The 17,905-nt window shown below is 73.9% G+C and carries 11 protein-coding genes; 1 reads left to right on the top strand and 10 read right to left on the bottom strand.

Annotated elements, in window-relative coordinates:
* The first annotated feature begins 87 nt into the window (after nt 1–87).
* Nucleotides 88–7,380 (top strand): amino acid adenylation domain-containing protein, encoded by a 7,293-nt coding sequence (locus ACZ4WH_RS01470; protein WP_468175125.1) that lies wholly within the window; start codon nt 88–90, stop codon nt 7,378–7,380.
* 125 nt (nt 7,381–7,505) lie between these two features.
* On the opposite strand, the gene ACZ4WH_RS01465 is transcribed toward ACZ4WH_RS01470, so the two are convergent.
* From ACZ4WH_RS01465 to ACZ4WH_RS01420, 10 genes are all read right to left on the bottom strand, one after another.
* On the bottom strand, nt 7,506–8,186 hold the full coding sequence (locus ACZ4WH_RS01465; RefSeq protein WP_468175122.1) for an AfsR/SARP family transcriptional regulator: 681 nt from the start codon (nt 8,184–8,186) through the stop codon (nt 7,506–7,508).
* Between the two features lie 213 nt (nt 8,187–8,399).
* Nucleotides 8,400–8,690, bottom strand: a complete 291-nt coding sequence (locus ACZ4WH_RS01460; protein ID WP_468175119.1) for a helix-turn-helix domain-containing protein — start codon at nt 8,688–8,690, stop codon at nt 8,400–8,402.
* 245 nt (nt 8,691–8,935) lie between these two features.
* Nucleotides 8,936–11,131 carry an MMPL family transporter gene (locus tag ACZ4WH_RS01455; RefSeq protein ID WP_468175116.1) on the bottom strand — a complete coding sequence of 732 codons (2,196 nt, stop codon included), beginning with the start codon at nt 11,129–11,131 and terminating at the stop codon, nt 8,936–8,938.
* A 161-nt stretch (nt 11,132–11,292) separates the two neighbouring features.
* A complete protein-coding gene (locus ACZ4WH_RS01450; RefSeq protein ID WP_468175113.1) occupies nt 11,293–12,072 on the bottom strand; it encodes a 4'-phosphopantetheinyl transferase family protein in 780 nt (259 codons plus the stop codon).
* Nucleotides 12,060–13,235 (bottom strand): acyl-CoA dehydrogenase family protein, encoded by a 1,176-nt coding sequence (locus ACZ4WH_RS01445; RefSeq protein WP_468175110.1) that lies wholly within the window; start codon nt 13,233–13,235, stop codon nt 12,060–12,062. Before ACZ4WH_RS01445 ends, ACZ4WH_RS01450 begins: the two co-directional genes overlap by 13 nt.
* On the bottom strand, nt 13,232–13,960 hold the full coding sequence (locus ACZ4WH_RS01440) for a hypothetical protein (protein WP_468175107.1): 729 nt from the start codon (nt 13,958–13,960) through the stop codon (nt 13,232–13,234). Before ACZ4WH_RS01440 ends, ACZ4WH_RS01445 begins: the two co-directional genes overlap by 4 nt.
* A 7-nt stretch (nt 13,961–13,967) precedes the next feature.
* Nucleotides 13,968–14,846: a hypothetical protein gene (locus tag ACZ4WH_RS01435; RefSeq protein ID WP_468175104.1), complete on the bottom strand. Its 879-nt coding sequence runs from the start codon at nt 14,844–14,846 to the stop codon at nt 13,968–13,970.
* Nucleotides 14,847–14,848: 2 nt separating this feature from the next.
* Nucleotides 14,849–15,118: an acyl carrier protein gene (locus ACZ4WH_RS01430; RefSeq protein WP_468175101.1), complete on the bottom strand. Its 270-nt coding sequence runs from the start codon at nt 15,116–15,118 to the stop codon at nt 14,849–14,851.
* Nucleotides 15,119–15,145: 27 nt separating this feature from the next.
* A complete protein-coding gene (locus ACZ4WH_RS01425; RefSeq protein WP_468175099.1) occupies nt 15,146–16,429 on the bottom strand; it encodes a type III PLP-dependent enzyme in 1,284 nt (427 codons plus the stop codon).
* Nucleotides 16,430–16,431: 2 nt separating this feature from the next.
* Nucleotides 16,432–17,832 (bottom strand): preATP grasp domain-containing protein, encoded by a 1,401-nt coding sequence (locus tag ACZ4WH_RS01420; RefSeq protein WP_468175096.1) that lies wholly within the window; start codon nt 17,830–17,832, stop codon nt 16,432–16,434.
* Between the last annotated feature and the right edge of the window lie 73 nt (nt 17,833–17,905).

Raw genomic sequence — 17,905 nt, 5'->3', positions numbered from 1 at the left:
GCGTGCTCGTGAAATCGTCGTCCGGTTGGAATCGTGCGGGCCGGAAATGTTCCCGCGCCCACCCCGCTCTTCCGTGAGGAGCATGGCTTGAACCGGCAATCCGCCATCAGTGAAGTCCTCCCGCTGTCGCCGCTGCAACAGGGGCTGCTGTTCCTCTCCGCGTACGACCGGGACGCCACGGACGTCTACGCGCTGCAACTGGTGCTCGACCTCGCGGACGTGACCGACACGGACGCGGAGGCGCTGCGGGGCGCGGCGGGCGCGCTGCTCGACCGGTACCCGAACCTGGCGGCGTGCTTCCGGCACCGCAAGAGCGGCGAGGCCGTCCAGGTGCTGCCCCGGTCGGTCGAGCTGCCGTGGTCGGAGCGGCGGCTGCCCGCCGCCGGGTTCGACCGGGTGACCGGCGAGGAGCGGCTGCGCCGCTTCGACCTGGCCCGGCCACCGCTGCACCGCTTCCTGCTGCTGCGGGCGGACGACGGCCGGGCCCGGCTGCTGTGGACGGTCCACCACATCCTGGTGGACGGCTGGTCGATGGCCACGCTCACCCGTGAACTGGCGGATAGCTTCGCCGAGTTCAGGGGCGGCACCCTGCCGGAGCGGCCGGCGGCCCCGCCGTACCAGGCCTATCTCGCCTGGCTGGGCACCCAGGACAAGGAGACGGCGCAAGAGGCGTGGCGACGGGCCCTGGACGGGGTGACGGAGCCGACCCGGCTGGTGCCGGGGGGTGGGGACACGACCGGGGATACGGCCGCGGGGGCCGCCGGGCGCGCGGCAGGGGAGGTGGCCGCGGGTACCGGTGCCGGGCTGCCGCGGCGGGTCACCGTCGACGTGCCGCCGGGGCTCGCCCCCGCGCTCGACGGCTTCGCCCGCTCCCGGGGGCTGACCGTCGGCGCGGTGGTGCAGGGCTGCTGGGCGCTGCTGTTGTCCCGGCTGACCGGGCAGGACACGGTGGTGTTCGGCACCGTCGCCTCCGGGCGGCCGGCGCGGCTGCCGGATGTCGAGCGGATGGTGGGCCTGTTCGCCAACACGCTTCCGGTGCGCGTCGACGTGACCGCCGGGCTGACCCCGGCGGAGCTGTTCGCGCGGGTGCAGCGGGCGCGGACGGAGCTGCTCGCGCACGAGCATCTGCCGCTGGCGGAGATCCAGCAGGGCACGGCGGTGCGCGGTGAGCTGTTCGACACGGTGCTGCTGTTCCAGAACTATCCGATGGGCGGGCCGGAGCCGGGACCGGCCCTGGCGGGCCCCCGGGTGACCGGCGTGGACATCCGCTCCGCCACCCACTACCCGCTGACCGTGACGGTGTTCCCCGGGGAGCCGTTCGAGCTGGCCGTCGACCATCTGCCGGCGCTCGTCCCCAAGGCCGAGGCGCGTCGCGTCGGGCGGTGTCTCGTCCGGCTGCTGGAGGAGACGGTGCTCCGGCCGGACGAGCCGTGCGGCCGGCTGGACCTGCTGGACGCCGGGGAGACGGCCCGCATCGTGAGGGACCGCAACCGTACGGAGGAGCCGGTGCCGGCGCCGTGGCCGGCACCGCTGCTGGAGCAGTGGGCCGCGCGCACGCCCGACGCCCCGGCGCTGCGCTGCGGCACCGAGCGGCTGACGTACCGGGAGCTGCACGAGCGGGCGGACCGGCTGGCGGCGGCGCTGCGGGCGGCGGGCGCGGGTCCGGAGCGGCTGGTCGGGCTCGCCCTGGACCGGTCGGCGGACCTGGTGGTGGCGGCGCTGGCCGTGCTGAAGTCGGGCGCGGCCTACCTCCCGCTGGACCCGGACCATCCGGCGGAGCGCCTGCGTCACATGCTGACGGACGCCACACCGGTGGTCACTCTCACCCACCACCGCATCCGCCCCTTGCTGGACACGATGGGCACATCCCTGACGGGTCCCTTGTGGGTGCTGGACGAGGGCGTGTCACCGACCACCCTCCCGGCGCACCCGACGGCCACTGAGACACCGCCCGCCACCATGCCGCCGCCGCCCGCCACGACACCGGCCGCGCACCCGACGGCCCCCGAGACACCCCCCACCACCCTGCCGACCACCGCGCCGCCGCCCGCCACGACACCGGCCGCGCACCCGACGGCCCCCGAGACACCCCCCACCCCCCTGGCCGCTCCCGTCGGCTCCCCGGTCACCGCACCCGTCCCTCCCCACCCCGACCACCCGGCCTACGTCATCCACACCTCCGGCTCGACCGGCCGGCCGAAGGGTGTCGTCGTTCCGCACGGTGCGTTCGTGAACCTCGTCGCGGACATGGGGCGGCGCTGTGCGGTGACGGCGGCGGACCGGTTCCTGGCGGTGACGACGTTCGGGTTCGACATCGCCAATCTGGAGCTGTTCGTGCCGCTCGCGGCGGGTGCCGAACTGGTCGTCGCCGACCGGGAGACGGTCCGCGACCCGGCCGCCCTCGCGACGCTGATCACGGACTCCGGTGCCACCCTGCTCCAGGCCACGCCGAGCCTGTGGCAGGCCCTCGTCGGCGGTCATGCCCCGGCGCTCGCCGGACTGCGGGCCCTCGTCGGCGGTGAGGCGCTGCCGGAGCCGCTGGCCCGGTCGCTGGCCGCGCACTGCGCGTCGGTCACCAATGTGTACGGCCCGACGGAGACGACGATCTGGTCGACGGCGGCGCCCCTGCCCCCGGCGCCGTCCGGCCCGCCGCCCATCGGCCGCCCCATCGCCAACACCCGGGCCTACGTCCTGGACGCGGCGCTGCGCCCGGTGCCCGACGGCCGCTTCGGCGAGCTGTACCTCGCCGGTGCCGGTCTCGCCCGTGGCTATCTCAACCGCCCCGGCCTGAGCGCGGAGCGGTTCGTGGCGGACCCGTTCGGGCCGCCCGGCACCCGGATGTACCGCACCGGTGACGTGGTGCGCTGGTCGCCGGACGGCACGGCCCTGGAGTACGGGGGCCGCACCGACCACCAGGTGAAGATCCGCGGGCACCGGATCGAACTCGGCGAGATCGAGTCCGTGCTGGGCGCACAGCCCGGCGTCGAGCGGGCGGTGGTCACCGCCCGTACCGACCAGAGCGGGGACACCCGCCTGGTCGCCTATGTCGTACCGGCAGGGACCGACCGCGACCGGCTGCGGGAGCGCGCGTCCGCGGTGTTGCCCACGCACATGGTCCCTGCCGTGTACGTCTTCCTGGACGAGCTGCCGCTGACACCCAACGGCAAGGTCGACCGCAAGGCGCTGCCCGCCCCCGCCGAGCGGCGGGCGGGCACGGGCCGGCCGCCGTCCGGTCCGCGCGAGGAACTGCTGTGCGCGGTCTTCGCCGAGGTGCTCGGTCTCGACCGGGTGGGGGCCGACGACGACTTCTTCGCGCTCGGCGGCCACTCGCTGTCGGCGATCCGGGTCGCCAACCGGCTGCGGGCCGAGCTGGGCACGGAGGTCCCGCTGCGCACGCTGTTCGACGCCCGCTCGGCCGAGGCGCTGGCGCGCGCCCTCGCCGGGGACGACAAGAACGCGAAGAGCACGGCGTCGCGTCCCGCGCTGCGCGCGGCGGCACATCCCGAGGCGCCGCCCGTGCTGTCGTACGCGCAGGAGCGCCTGTGGTTCCTGGACCGGATGGGCGCCGGGGCCGGCTACAACATCCCGTTGGCGGTACGGCTGTCCGGCCCGCTCGACACCGGGGCGCTGGGCGCCGCGGTGGCGGATGTGGTCGCCCGACACGAGACGCTGCGCACGCTGTTCGTGGCGGCCGACGCCGGGGCGGCGCCGCTGGTGCTGGCCCCGGAGGAGGCGGACGCCCGGTTGGAGGTCGTACCGGTGCCGGACGAGGACGCCCTGGCGGCGGCGCTGGCCGCCGAGGCGGCCGAGCCGTTCGACCTGGCCGCCCGGCTCCCGGTGCGGGCACGCCTGTTCGCGCTCGGCGACGAGACGCACGTGCTGGCACTGACGCTGCATCACATAGCGGCCGACGGGTGGTCGTTCGGTCCGCTCGCCCGGGACCTCACCACCGCCTACGTGGCCCGCCGGGCCGGTCGCGCGCCGGCCTGGCGGCCGCTGCCCGTGCGGTACGCCGACCACGCCCGCTGGCAGCGCGCGCTGCTCGGCGCCAAGGACGACCCGGACAGCCTGCTGTCCGCCGAACTCGCCCACTGGACCGGTGTGTTGGCGGGCATGCCGCAGGAGCTGGAGCTGCCGGCCGACTTCCCCCGGCCGGCCCGCTCCTCACAGCGCGGCGCCGCGGTCACCCGGACGCTGCCCGCCGACGCCCACGCCCGGCTCGCCGAGCTGGCCCGGGACGCCGGGGCCAGCCTGTTCATGGCGGTCCAGGCGGGTCTGGCGGCCGTCCTGACCCGGCTCGGCGCGGGCACCGACATCCCGCTGGGCAGCCCGGTCGCCGGGCGGACCGACGAGGCGGTGCGCGATCTGGTCGGCTGCTTCGTCAACACGCTGGTGCTGCGCACCGACACCTCCGGCGACCCGTCGTTCGCCGGGCTGCTGGACCGGGTGCGGGAGACCGACCTGACCGCCTACGCGCACGCCGAGCTGCCGTTCGAGCATCTCGTCGACGAGCTGAAGCCGGAGCGGTCGCTGGCCCGGCACCCGCTGGTGCAGGTGGTCCTCTCCGTCACCCCGGGCGGCGACCCGCTGCCCACGCTGCCGGAGCTGACGGCCACCGTGGAGCCGGTGCCCTCCCGCACGGCCAAGTTCGACCTGGCCTTCGAGGTGACCGAGCACCTCGGCGCCGACGGCGGCCCGGCCGGGCTCGACCTCCGCCTGGAGTACAGCACGGACCTGTTCACCGAGGCCACGGCGGACCGCCTCGCCGGTGCCCTGGCCGTGCTGCTGGCCGACGCGGCCCGCACCCCCGGCGCGCCGATCGGCGCCCTCGCCCTGCTCACCCCGGACGAGCAGCGCACCCTGCTGGCCGAGGGACACGGACCGGCCCGGCCCCGGCCCGAGCTGACGCTCCCGACGCTGTTCGAGGCGCACGCGGCGGCGGCACCGGAGCACGCGGCGCTGGCCGTGCCCGGCGGCGCGGAGGTGTCGTACGGGCGGCTGAACGCGGACGCCAACCGGCTCGCCCGGCTGCTGCTCGGCCACGGGGTCGGCCCGGGTGCCGTGGTCGCGCTGGTCCTGCCCCGCTCCCCGCTCACCGTGACGGCCCTGCTGGCGGTGCTGAAGACCGGCGCGGCCTATCTGCCCGTCGACCCGGACTACCCGGCCGAGCGCATCGCGTACATGCTCGGCGACGCGGCCCCCGCCGCCGTCCTCGCCATCCGGGAGACCGCCGGCCGGGTGCCGGACGGCACGGCCAGGGTGGTGCTGGACGATCCGGCCACCACGGACCTCGTCGCCGGCCTGTCCGGCGCCGATGTCAGCGACGCCGAGCGGACGCGCCCGCTGTCGCCGCGGGACATCGCCTACGTCATCTACACGTCCGGGTCGACCGGCCGCCCCAAGGGGGTGGCGGTGCCGCACGCGGGCGCGGCCCATCTGGTCGCCCACCACCGGGAGGAGCTGGGCACCGGGCCGGACACCCGGGTGCTCCAGTTCGCCTCGTTCAGTTTCGACGCGACCGTGTGGGAGCTGGCCGCCTCACTGTTCTCCGGCGGCACCCTGGTGCCGGCCACCGCCGAGAGCCGGCTGTCCGCGCCGCTGCTCGCCGACCTGCTCACCGAGCAGCGGATCAACCACGCCCTGCTGCCGCCGACCGTCGTCGGCCGCTTCCCGGAACCGGCCGCCCTGCCCGCGGACCTGTGCCTGATGGTCGGCGGGGAGGCCTGCCCGCCCGCCGTCGTGGAGCGCACGGCGGCCCGGGTGACCCTGCGCAACGCCTACGGCCCGACCGAGATCACGGTGGCCGCCACCCTCAGCGCCCCGCTCGCTCCGGACAGCGGCCGCCCGCCGATCGGCCGGCCCCTGCCCAACGTCCGGGTCCACGTCCTGGACGCGGCCCTCGCGCCGGTGCCGGACGGGATCACCGGCGAGTTGTACATCGCGGGCGCGGGTCTGGCCCAGGGCTACCGGGGCCGCCCGGCCACCACGGCGGAACGGTTCGTCGCCGACCCGTACGGACCACCCGGCACCCGCATGTACCGCACCGGGGACCTGGTGCGCCGGCGGGCGGACGGCGAGCTGGACTACGTGGGCCGCGCCGACCAGCAGATCAAGCTGCGCGGCTTCCGCATCGAGCCGGGGGAGATCGAGTCCGCGCTCACCCGGCACCCGGTGATCGCCCAGGCCGCCGTGGTGCTGACCCCGGCGGACGGCGGGGACCGGCTGACCGGGTACGTGGTGCCCGTCCCCGGCGTGGCCGCCGTCGACGTGCCCGTGCTGACCGCGTACCTCGCCGAGTCGCTGCCCGCGCACATGGTGCCCACCGCGCTGGTGTCGCTGCCCGCGCTGCCGCTGACCCCGAACGGCAAGCTCGACGTCCGCGCCCTGCCCGCGCCCGGCGCCCCGGCGCCCGCCGCTGCCGGGCGGGCTCCGCGCACCCCGGCCGAGCAGGCGCTGGCCGAGGTGTTCTGCGAGGTGCTGGGCTTGGACGAGGTCGATGCCGACGGGGACTTCTTCGCGCTGGGCGGGGACAGTCTGCGCTCGGTGGAGGTGGTCGGCCGGGCCGCCAAGGCCGGGCTGACGCTCGCCCTGTCCGATGTCTTCGCGCACCGCACGGTGGCGGCCCTGGCGACGGCCGCGACCCCGGCCGGGGCCCGGGAGGCGGCTGCCGTACCGCTGCTGGAGATCCGGCCGCACGGCACGGCCGCGCCGCTGTTCTGTGTGCACGGCGGGGTCGGCTTCGGGCTGCCGTTCGCGGAGCTGGCCGCCCGTCTCGACCCGGACCGGCCGGTGTACGCGCTCCAGTCCGACGGTGTCGCGGCGGAGCCCGGCGCCTGGGACCGGCCGGCGGATGTACGGGAGCTGGCGGCGACGTACGTCGAACGGGTGCGGCGGGTACGGCCGCACGGGCCCTACCACCTGCTGGGCTGGTCGTTCGGCGGGCTCGTCGCGCACGAGATGGCCGTCCTGCTCCAGGCGGCGGGCGAGCGGGTGGCGTTCCTGGCGGCCCTCGACGCCTTCCCCGTGGCGCCCGGCGACCCGAACCCCACCGACGAGGAGATCCGGTCGGCCTTCCTCACCCATCACGCGCGCGGCGTGACGCTCGCGGACGGGGACCTGGACCGGCTCATGACGGTGATGCGCCACCACACCGGCATCGCCCGGGCGTTCACGCCGGGACGGTTCGCCGGCCCGCTGACGCTGTTCGTGGCGACGCACGGGCAGCCGGCGCCCACCGCCGACCTCGCGGCGCGCTGGCGGCCGTATCTGGACGGCCCGCTCACCGTGCACGAGATCGCGTGCGGGCACGAGGAGATGCTCGGTGGTACGGCGGTAGGTCGGATCGGCGCGCTCACCGACAGCGCGCTGCGGGAGGCCTGAGCGCGGGCAGGGGAAAGCGCCGGCGGTCTGGGGGCCGCCGGCGCTTCGTTCGTCCGTTCAGTGGATCAACTCGGGTGCGGTCACCGTCGGTTCGGTAACTGTTGGTTCGGTCACCGTCGGTTCGGTCACAGCAGTGAGGGGTCCTGCATCAGGATCGCCTGGTACAGGGTGTGCAGCCGCTGGCTCGGCTTGAGGCCCAGTTCCTCGTCGAGCCACTTGCGGGTGCGGTGGAAGATGTCGACGGCCTCGGACTGACGTCCGCACCGGTAGAGCGCGATCATCAACTGCTCGCTGAACCGCTCGCGTTCGGGATACTGCGCCAGGAGCTGCTTCAGCTCGGCAACGACGACCCCCGCCTCGCCGGCCTGGAGTTGCGCCTGGATGAGATCCTCGCGTGCGGTCTTGCGCTGTTCGTCCAGCCGCAGGGCGACAGCCCGGCAGCGCGGCCCGTCGCTCACGTCCAGCAGGGCGGGCCCCCGCCACATGGCGAGGGATTCCCGCAGCAGCCGGACGGACTCGTGCGGCTCCCGGGCGACCAGGGTGGCGCCCTGCTCGGCCATGCGCAGGAAGCGGTAGGCGTCCAGGGCGTCCTCGGACACGTCGAGCATGTAGCCGTTGTCGACGGTGCGGATCAGTCCCTCCTCCCCTTCCGCGAAGCCGAGTTCGGCCAACGACTTCCGCATGCGCCGCACATTCGCCTGCAAGGCGTTCCGCGTGTTCTTCAGCGGGGCCTCGCCCCAGAGTTCGTCGATCAGTTCGTCGAAGCCGACGACCTGACCAGGATTCAACGCGAGCATGGTCAGCATCACGCGAATCTTCTTCGCCCGCACACCGATGGTTCTTTGACCATCCCCGATCAGCAGCGGACCCAATATGGAGATGTGCACCAATTTCCCGTCCCTACTCATAAAAACCGGTCACAAGCCCCCACCTCGCGACCCACGGGGCGGTCACGGAACCGTGGGTGGGCGCAATCGACGGCGCCCGACACAGGGAAAACGTCCGAGAATCAGAACTGATCAATTATCAGTCATATCTGGCCGGTTTGGCACTGTACCTTTGTACATGAGCAGGTGGGCCTGGGCTACGAGGCCCACCTGAAGACGGGATTCCACTTTCAGCTTCGCCAGGATGCTCGCGACATGGGCCTTCACCGTGCGTTCCGTCACGCGCAACCTGACCGCGATCGCGCGATTCGATAACCCCGCTCCGAGCAACGAGAAGACCTGCCTCTCGCGCTCCGAGAGCGACTCCACCTGGGTGAGCTGATACTGCCAACGAGTCGACGGCAGGCCGTCGTCACCGTGCATAAGGGCCACTCCCCGTGATCGCCCCGCTTCCCCCGTCAACGTGCGCCGGAAACAGTCGGTCGGCTTGTTTCCGTCGAACGCGGGACCGAGTGTAGCGCTCTCCCAACCGAAGTCGCAGACAAAGAACTCCACCGCCGGAATTCACCGGCGAGCCCGGCCCTGACCACGCGAAACGGCCGGGGAGACGGAGTCACCCGTCTCCCCGGCCGTCCCGGGCCGCGGCGCTCACCGCCGAGCGCCCGCCCTCACGACACCGTGGCCCGCCCGGCCACCGTGGCCGGAACGCTCACCGGCCGCGTCTCGTCCTGGTGGGCCAGGCGCGAGGGCCACCACGTCTTCCAGCCCAGCAGCGTCACCACCGACGGCAGGACGACGATCCGGATGAGCGTGGCGTCCAGCAGCACCGCGCAGGCCATGCCCACACCCATCTGCTTCATCTCGATGAAGTTGAGCGAGGCCAGCAGGGCGAACACACAGACCATCACCACCGCCGCGCTCGTCACCACGCCGGCCGTGCGGGTGATGCCCTGCTCCACCGCCTCCCGGATGCCGAGTCCGCCGCGCGCCGCCTCCCGGATGCGGCTGATCACGAACACGTGGTAGTCCATCGACAGGCCCAGCAGGATCACGAACAGCAGCAACGGCAGCCAGGCCACCACCCGTCCGGTCGACTCGAAGCCGAGCAGGCCCTCCGCCCAGGTCCGCTGGAAGATCAGCGCGAGCACCCCGAAGGAGGCCACCGCGGACAGCACGTTCAGCACCACGGTGATCGCGGCGAGCATCAGCGAGCGGAACGCGGCCGCCATCACCAGGAAGGTGAACACCAGCGCCACCAGTAGCACCCAGGGCATCTTGTCGACGACGTTCGCCCGGTAGTCCACGTCGTAGGCGACGTCACTGCCGCCCACGGCGTACCGCGCGCCCTCGATCCGGCCGACCGTGGCCGGGGCGATGTCGTCGCGCAGCCGGAACAGGGACTCCTGTGCCTGCCGCGAACTGCTGTCGAAGCGCGTGCCGACCGCGATCGTCGCCACCCGCCCGTCCCGCGAGGTCCGCACCTCGGGTGCCGGGGTGTGCACGAACAGGCCGTCGTGCGCGACCCTGGCGACGAGCGCGTCGATGCCCTCGGCCAGCTCCGCGCCGTGGCCCGCGGGCACCCGGACCGCGACCGTGTGCGTGTCCGCCTGGCTCGGGAAGGACCGCGTCAGCCGCTCGTTGGCCTGCATCGCGGGGATCGACCGGGGCAGGTCGTCGATGCCGGTGGCCTTCAGCCGCAGGTCCAAGGCGGGCACGGAGAGGGCGAGCAGCGCGCCGACGGAGAGGACCAGCGCCAGCGCCGGGTGGCGCAGGGCCGGCTTCAGCATCGCCGACCACAGCCGTGGCTTGACGCCGCCCTTCTGGGTGAGCCGCCACACCAGCGGCACCCGCGGCTTGTCCAGGTAGCGGCCGAACTTGGAGAGCATGGCCGGCAGCACGGTCAGTGAGGCGAGCATCGCGATGGCGACCACCAGCACCGCGCCGGTGGCCATCGACTCGAAGGCGATGTGCCCGGCGAGGTAGAGCGCGCCCATGGACGCCATCACGACCAGGCCCGAGATCATGACCGAGTGCCCGGAGGTGGCGGCTGCGATCTCGATGGCGTCGATGTTGTCGGCCCCCAGGGCCCGTTCCTCGCGCTGCCGTTTGAGGTAGAACAGCGAGTAGTCGACGCCGATGGCCATGCCCATCAGGACGATGATGTGGGTCACCGGGCCGGGGTCGGGCACCAGCTGCGAGGCCACCCCCCACAGGCCGAGCCCGGCGAGCACCGAGGAGATGCCGAGCAGCACCGGGACGCTCGCGGCGACGATCGCCCCGAACACGAAGACCATCACGACCAGCGTCACCGGCAGGCTCAGCACGGTGGCCTTGCCCAGGTCCCGGTCGAGCATGTCGTTCAGGCCCGCCTTGATGGAGCCGGCGCCGACGAGTTCGACGCGTACGTCGGTGTGCGCGTCGCGGACCTTCGCCACCTTCTCCAGGAGCGGCCCGACCCGGTCGGCCGCGGTCTCCGGGTCTCCGGCGAGGGTCACGGGCACGAGCAGCGCCGACCCGTCCGGGGCGAAGACGGGCCGACCGACGGCGGCGACGCCCTCGACGCCCTTCAGGGCGCTGACGGCCTCGCCCGAGGCCCGCTCGGCGGCGGCCCGGTCCAGGGCGCCCCGGTAGGGCGTGACCAGGATGTTCTCCACCGCGCGGCTCTCCAGGCCGCCGCTGCGGGCCAGGGCAGCGGCCCGCCCGGACTGCCCGATGGCCAGATCCGAGTCGGTGGCGGACCGGGTGCCCGTCATACCGCCGACCACCAGGGCACCGAGCACGAACACCACCCAGAGCGTCATCGCCCACCACGGGTGGACGGCGCTCCACCGGGCGGCCCTGGTGATCAGGTTCCTGCCTGCCACGTCTGCTCTCCCCTCCTGGAAAGAAATACCCGGATCACGGGAAACGGGCCGGGGTTTCGGCATCCGGCCGGTACATTGGCGCGCTCCTCGCGAACAGAAAACTAGTGATGGCCCGGAGCGCGATCACGGGTACAAGTACTCCGATGTGGGGGGAGTTTCTTCTACTTGACACCCAACGTGTTCCACACGGAGCCGGATTGTTCTGGCGGGATGTGATACCACATCCGGAGCGACACGGAAAAGGGGCCGTCGCCGAGCAGGGCGACGGCCCCCGCATACGCGCCGGGAAGTGGTACGTCCTGCACGCGCCAGGACCCGGGAAGACCTCCCGTGGGATCGCGGACGGCGGCCTGCCCGGAGAACCGCCCCACGGGCAGCGCCATTCCCTGGGCGAGCCGTCCGCCGGCCGCTTTGACACACGCCTCTTTTCTCGTCCACAACCGGGCGAAGGCACGCCGGCCGTCGCGTGCCACCCAGGCGCTCTCCTCGGCCGGGAAGAACCGCTCGGCCAGGCGTGTCGGGTCCAGTCCGGCACGCGGCAGTTCCACGTCGACGCCCACCGGCCGCGGGGCGAGGGCGAGCAGGGCCAGCTCGCCGGAGTGCGACAGGCTGAAGTGCGGTCCGTCGCCCTGCGCGAGCCGCGGTTTTCCCCAGCTTCCCCGGATGAGGCGCACCGATTCCGGGGCCCGGCCCAGCCGTTCCCCGAGGATGATCCGCACGGCGGCGTGCGCGATGACGAAACGCCGCCGCATTCCCGGTTCCGTGCCCCGTCGCGCGCGTTCCTTCTCCTCGTCGTCCAGGATGTCTTCGAGTTCCGGCGGATATCCTTCCGGATCGGGCCGGGAATCCAGCGGAATCCGCCAGATCTCCACCTCGTCGGCATCGGACGCGCGTGCCGGTGCGGGCGTGGCCCCGGACAGTTCCGGCATCAGTTCCGGCATGGTCGGTTCCGGCCCACCTTTCCGGTGTGGAGCCCCTGGAACAGGTTGAGTTTCTGGATGTTCCGGGTGCCTTCCATGAACTCCACGCCCCGGGCGTCCCGGGCCCACTTGTCGAGCAGCGGATGGTCGATGCGGGCACCGGGGCCGAAGAAGCCCAGGGCGCGCAGCGTCACCTCCTCGGCGACCTCGCAGGCCCTGGCCTTCGCCGCCGACGCCAGATGGCCGGCGGAGGGCCTGCGGTCCACCGCGAGGGCCGCCCGGTAGGTCAGCGACCGGGCCGCGTCGATCCGCCGGCCCATTTCCTCGTACGCCTCCCGCTCCGGACCGCGGAGCAGCGGCCGGTGCTCGCCGACGTAGTCGTGGGCGGCCCGGGCGATGCCCAGGGCGATGGCGGCGACGCTCGGCCGGAGCCGGTTGAAGACGTTCACGATGCCCCACATGCCGCGCCGGGTCGGTGGCAGATGCGTGCCCAGCACCCGCTCGGCCGGCACCCGCACCCCGTCGAGCCTGATCCGGGTGAGCTGGGCGCCGCGCAGCCCGACCGTGGGCAGCGGCTCGGCCTGGAAGCCGGGGTCGGAGGTGTCGACCAGCACCGCGAGCACGCCCAGCCGCTCGGTGCCCGCGACGCGGGCGAAGACGGCGCCCAGGTCGGCGCGGGCGGCGTTGCCGACGTAGCGCTTCTCGCCGTCCAGGACGTACGAGCCGTCGCCCACCGGAGTGAGGGTGCTCGTCATCTCGCCGATGGCCGAACCCCGTTCGGGCTCGGTCAGGGCGAAGCAGGTCCAGCGGGGCCGCTCGGCGAGCCGGCCGTGGACCCACGCGCGCTGCTCGGGGGAGCCCAGGACGCCGAGCAGCACGCCGCACATCGACGCACCCGGCGAGGCCAGCATCATCCCGGCGTCGCCGCGGGCGAGTTCCTCGCTCACCAGCACCCGTTCCAGGGTGGTCAGCCCGTGCGCGGGCCCGCTGCCGGGGGCCGCGCTCTCCCGGTCCCAGCCGACCGGCACCTGGTGGCCGGCGAGGAACCGTACGGCGGGCAGGTCCAGGTAGCGGTGGATGGCGTCCGGGTCCCGGTCCAGCTCCAGGGCGCCCTGCCGGAGGTCGTCGGCCCAGCGGCTCACCTCCCGGTGTGCCGTGGCCAGCGAGGCGGGCAGGCTGATCACGCGTCCTCCCGTGCGGTGCCGGGGCCGGCCGCGCCGTAGGCGTCGGCGAGCAGTTCGGAGGCGTGGGCGGCGGCGCCCGGGCCCTCCGCGGTGAAGCCGTGGGCGCCGAGCAGTCGCAGCAGCGCGCGGTCGACGCGGGTGATCTGCTCCTGGAGCCCGGCGAGGTGCCGGTCGGCGGCGGCGGGCCGCAGCGGGCCGAGGGGTCCGGTCCGGCCGGTGGTGAGGTCGTCGAGGACGCCCTCGATCTCCAGGTGCTCCAGCAGGACGTCGGCGAGCGTGCCCTTCACCATCTGCTGCATCAGCAGCGAGGTGCCCTCGCTCTGCCGGGCCGCCAGATGGGCCAGGCAGGCGTCCCGGAGCCGCTCGGACATGCCGAGCCGCAGCCAGGCCAGGGCCCATCCCCACGCGGGCGGGGCGGGCTCGGCCGTCTCTCCCGGCACCGGGCGCAGCACGGCGAGCCCCGGGAGCGTCCCGGTGTCCTCGCCGCCCGCCGCGTGGGCGGCACGTGGCGCCTTCGGCCGCGCCGCCTCCCGCGTGGCCGCCTCCTCCGCCGCGAACTCGTCCAGGAGTTCCTTCGGCAGCACCGCGTGGCCGCGCGGGCCCCGGGGCGGCACTTTCGGGGACAGGGCGCGGACCAGCAGGGTCAGCGCGGGCACCAGGCCGTCCGTGCGCGCGCTCGTCCGCGCCTGCTCGCCGTGCTCGCGTACCTCGGGCGGAACCGTCATCGTCGTCTCACTCCCCCGTCGTCGTCCGCCCCGGCATCCCGAGGTCGAGCGTGCAGTGCGCCAGCACCGCGCGTTCCGGATCGTGGTCGGCCACGACCACCCGGGCCGGTCCGCCGCCCGCGAGGCCGGCCAGCGCCGACCACACCGCCGTGGCCGGCTGTCCGGTCCCGGCCCAGGTCGCCCAGGGCCAGACCCCGGACACGGCGGCGCGCACCCCGGCGCCCGCCACCAGGGGCAGCTCCGGGTCCCACGGCACCGCGGGCCCGGGCGCCGGCCAGGGCCGCTGTCCCATGCCGTGCAGCGGGTCCGCGCCGCCGCCCCACGCGAACAGCAGCGCCACCGCCACGTCCGCGCGGACGGCACCCGGATGGTCCGCCGGCACGGCGAACGGCTGGCTGCTCTGGTCGACGGCCAGCACCAGCAACTGGCGGAAGGCGCGGCGCCGGGCGTACTCCAGCGCCACCCGCAGCGCGCTGAACGGCGCCAGCACGCCCTGGTCGGACACGCCGAACGCCAGGGGGTCGCCGGGCAGCATGCCCTGCACACAGGACCCGATCAGCTCGGCGTGCTCGAAGTCGGGGCCGGCGTAGGCCACCACGGCGATCTCGGGCGCCTCCTCGGCGGGCAGCGGCCCCAGTTCGGCGAGCGCGCCCCGGGCCAGCTCCACGGAGGTGCGGCGGGGCGCGGCGGCGAATCCGGCCCGGTCGAACGGCACCCCGTGCGGGGCGCCGAGCTGCCGGAAGAACTCCTCCCGGTCGGCGGCCGGCACGTACGGCGTGCCGGGCCCGGCCGGCGCGTACCGGCCGGCCCGCAGCAGCCGCGGTACACCGCCCGTGGCGCCGGTCGCCGGGGCCGTGGGCCGTACCGGCGCGGTCGCGCGGAACATGCTCAGGCGCCCGCTTCCGCCGCCACGAAGTCGGCGAGCGAACCGACCGTCTCGAAGTGCGTCATCTCCAGTTCCTCGGCGTCGAACTGGACGTCGAGGATCTCCTCGATGGTGATGAGCAGTTCCAGCGCGCTGCTGGAGTCCAGGCCCAGCTCGTCGAAGAGCCGGACGCCCTCCTCGGCGCCGGTGACGTCCTTGTTCAGCACCTCGGTCAGGCCCTGGCGGACGGCGTCCAGGCAGCGGCCGCGCTCGGTGAGGGTGTTCTCGGTCATGTCGTTCTCCTTGTGGTGGTGGGGAGTTCAGTGGGCGTCGGCACCGGCGTCGTAGAGCCGCTGGCGGGCGAGCATCGTTTCGCTGTCGTCGCGTTCCCGGATCAGATGGGCGGTGCCGTCCAGGACGAGGACCTCGGCCGGGTAGCCGTGGCTGAGGAAGTGCACCGGCGAGGCGGTCGGGCCGTAGGCGCCGGAGCGCTGAACCCCGATCAGGTCGCCGGCGCGCAGCGGCGGCATGGGCACCTTCTTGCCGATGACGTCGTTCGGGGTGCACAGCGGCCCGGTGATGTTCCAGGGCTCGGTGGGCTGCTCGTCCAGCCGTTCCAGCGCGGCCATCGGGAAGTTGCGCTTGACGTACGAGCCGATGCCGACCGCCGCCATGTGGTGGTTGGTGCCGCCGTCGGTGACCGCGAAGTTCTCGCCCATCGAGGTCTTCGTGTAGCGGACCCGGGTGACGTAGGTGCCGGACGCTGCGACCAGGAACCGGCCCAGCTCCATGATCATGCGGGTGTCGGGGTGCCGGAAGTGGAAGGCCTCCACGACCGGGTTGAGCCGGGTGGTCAGTTCGGCGACGTCCAGGTCCTTCTCGTTGTCGAAGTAGGCGATGCCGAGGCCGCCGCCGACGTCGACGGTCTCCAGCGGGAAGCCGATCCGCTCGGCGAGCCGCTCGGCGAGGTCGAGGATGCGCCGGGTGTTGTCCACGACGATGTCCTCGCCGAGGATGCGCGTGCCCAGGTACACCTGGACGCCCATGAGGCGTACGGCGTCGTACCGGGCGGCGAGGCCGGGTCCGGCGGCGAGCAGCTGTTCCTCGTCCATGCCGAACTGGCGGGGCTTGCCGCCCATCGTCAGGCCCGAACCCTTCACGGAGAAGGCCGGGTTGACGCGCAGCATCACCCGCGCGGTGACGCCCCGCTCCCGGGCCGCCCGGTCGATGAGGGCGAGTTCGTCCAGGTTCTCGCAGACGATGGCGTGGATGTCCGCGTCCAGGCAGGCGGCCAGCTCGGCGGCGCTCTTGCCGGGGCCGAGGAAGATGATGTCGTGCGGGGCGACCCCGGCGCGCCGGGCGGTGACCAGCTCGGTGAGCGAGGACACCTCGGCGCGGGCGCCGCCGCGGTGCAGCAGGGCGCACACGGAGACGTTGGGGTTGGCCTTCAGGGAGTAGAAGACCTCCAGGGCGGGGTGCAGACGCGTCCGCAGGTCCCGGAAGCGGCCGGTGATCTCCGCGCCGTCGTACACGTACAGCGGGGTGCCGAACTCCTCGGCGAGCCGGCTGACGCTCAGGCCCTGCACCTCGAAGGCGTCGCTCATGTTCAGCTCCGTTCCGTCAGGGCCGCGAGGCGGCGGGTGATGTCCGTGTCGAGGGCCTCGATCTCGGCGTCGGAGGACGCGAGGAGCACGCCGTACAGCCGTCCCTCGAAGCCGTGTCCGCCGACGTCGGCGGCGGCGGCGTTGACCGTGGCGTAGTTGTTGACGAACAGGCCGTGCGGGCGCCCGCCGGGCTGGGTGAGCAGCGTCGGTCCGAGCAGCTCGCGCAGGTCGGCGAAGGGCAGCGGGCGGCGCGGGCGTACGGTGAAGTGGCGGGCGACGGCGACGTCGTCCGGCCCGGCCAGGACCTCGTGCACCACGGCCTGGTAGGTGGACATGTTGTTCCGGGCGTTGATCTCCACCACGGGGTAGAGGCCCTCGTCCGGGTCGACCATCGCGTCGACGCCGACGACCCCGAAGTAGCCGTCCCCGGCGAGGCGTTCGCCGAGCCGGTGCGCGGTCTCGCGGATCTCGGCCACCTGCCGCTCGGTGAGCCGCGCGGGCATGCGGTGGCCCTTGTGGACCCCGCCCTCGGTGAGCAGTTCCTTGACGAAGTCGAAGTGCACGCCGCCGTCGCGGCCCACGGTGAACTGGTAGTTGAGGTCGGCCCGCTTGGCCACCCACTCCTCGATGACCAGCGCGGTGCGTACGGCGGTCCCGGCGGCCTGTGCGGTGCGCCCGGCCTGGGCGGCGGCCATGCGGTGCAGCCGGGCCAGCGTCCGCTCGTTGTCCACCACGACGATGCCCTTGCCGGACACCCCGAACGCATCCTTGACGACGACCCGGTGCCCGGCGGCGAGCAGCTCACCGGCCGCGGCGACCGCCGCCGCCAGCTCCTCCAGGGTCTCGCAGGCCCAGCCGCGTGCCTGCCGGATGCCCAGCTCGTCGGCGAGCCGGCGGCTGTAGACCTTGCTGTTGACGTGCTTGCAGCGGTCGGCGGGCGGGGCCGCGAGCCGCAGCCCGGTCCGCTCGGCCAGCTCCTCCTCCACCGTGGAGACGCCGTGGGCGGTCAGCCGGGCGCCGTCGGCGGCGAGCGCGGTGAGGGCGCGCAGCAGGTCCGGGTCGGCGAGGGCGTCCTCGCTGACCGTGCGGCGGGGTTCCTGCCCGGCCACCACGTGCACGGTGGGCAGGGCCAGGCCGAGCCCCTCCAGGTAGGCGCGGTAGCCGTCGTCCACGGCGGTCTTCAGCACCACGTGGTCGTCCTTGCCGCCGAGCAGCAGCGCGAACTCGTCCATGCGGTTGACGACGGCGCTGCCCGCGTGCGCGGCCACCCGGGGCAGGGCGGGCTCACCGAGGGCCCACTGGTTCTCCACCTCGAAGTTGCCGAGGAACACCAGCGGCGTGCCCGCGTCACCGGTGACGGCGCGCTTGAGCCGGCCGGTGAAGCCGGAGGGCGGTGATTGCATATCGACCTCTTGATCTCTCGGGTGCGCACCGGCCGGCGGGCCGCGCGGGCGCACCGGGTTCGGCGCGGGCTCG

It is taken from the genome of Streptomyces sp. NPDC029138, assembly GCF_055564375.1.
This window is presented reverse-complemented; position numbering and strand designations above follow the sequence as displayed.

Excerpts from the sequence above, each read along its gene's own strand:
- ACZ4WH_RS01435 (WP_468175104.1), bottom strand. The coding sequence starts at position 14,846 with ATGTTCCGCGCGACCGCGCCGGTACGGCCCACGGCCCCGGCGACCGGC.
- ACZ4WH_RS01420 (WP_468175096.1), bottom strand. The coding sequence starts at position 17,832 with ATGCAATCACCGCCCTCCGGCTTCACCGGCCGGCTCAAGCGCGCCGTC.
- ACZ4WH_RS01460 (WP_468175119.1), bottom strand. The coding sequence starts at position 8,690 with ATGCACGGTGACGACGGCCTGCCGTCGACTCGTTGGCAGTATCAGCTC.
- ACZ4WH_RS01430 (WP_468175101.1), bottom strand. The coding sequence starts at position 15,118 with ATGACCGAGAACACCCTCACCGAGCGCGGCCGCTGCCTGGACGCCGTC.
- ACZ4WH_RS01440 (WP_468175107.1), bottom strand. The coding sequence starts at position 13,960 with ATGACGGTTCCGCCCGAGGTACGCGAGCACGGCGAGCAGGCGCGGACG.
- ACZ4WH_RS01450 (WP_468175113.1), bottom strand. The coding sequence starts at position 12,072 with ATGCCGGAACTGATGCCGGAACTGTCCGGGGCCACGCCCGCACCGGCA.
- ACZ4WH_RS01425 (WP_468175099.1), bottom strand. The coding sequence starts at position 16,429 with ATGAGCGACGCCTTCGAGGTGCAGGGCCTGAGCGTCAGCCGGCTCGCC.
- ACZ4WH_RS01465 (WP_468175122.1), bottom strand. The coding sequence starts at position 8,186 with ATGCTGACCATGCTCGCGTTGAATCCTGGTCAGGTCGTCGGCTTCGAC.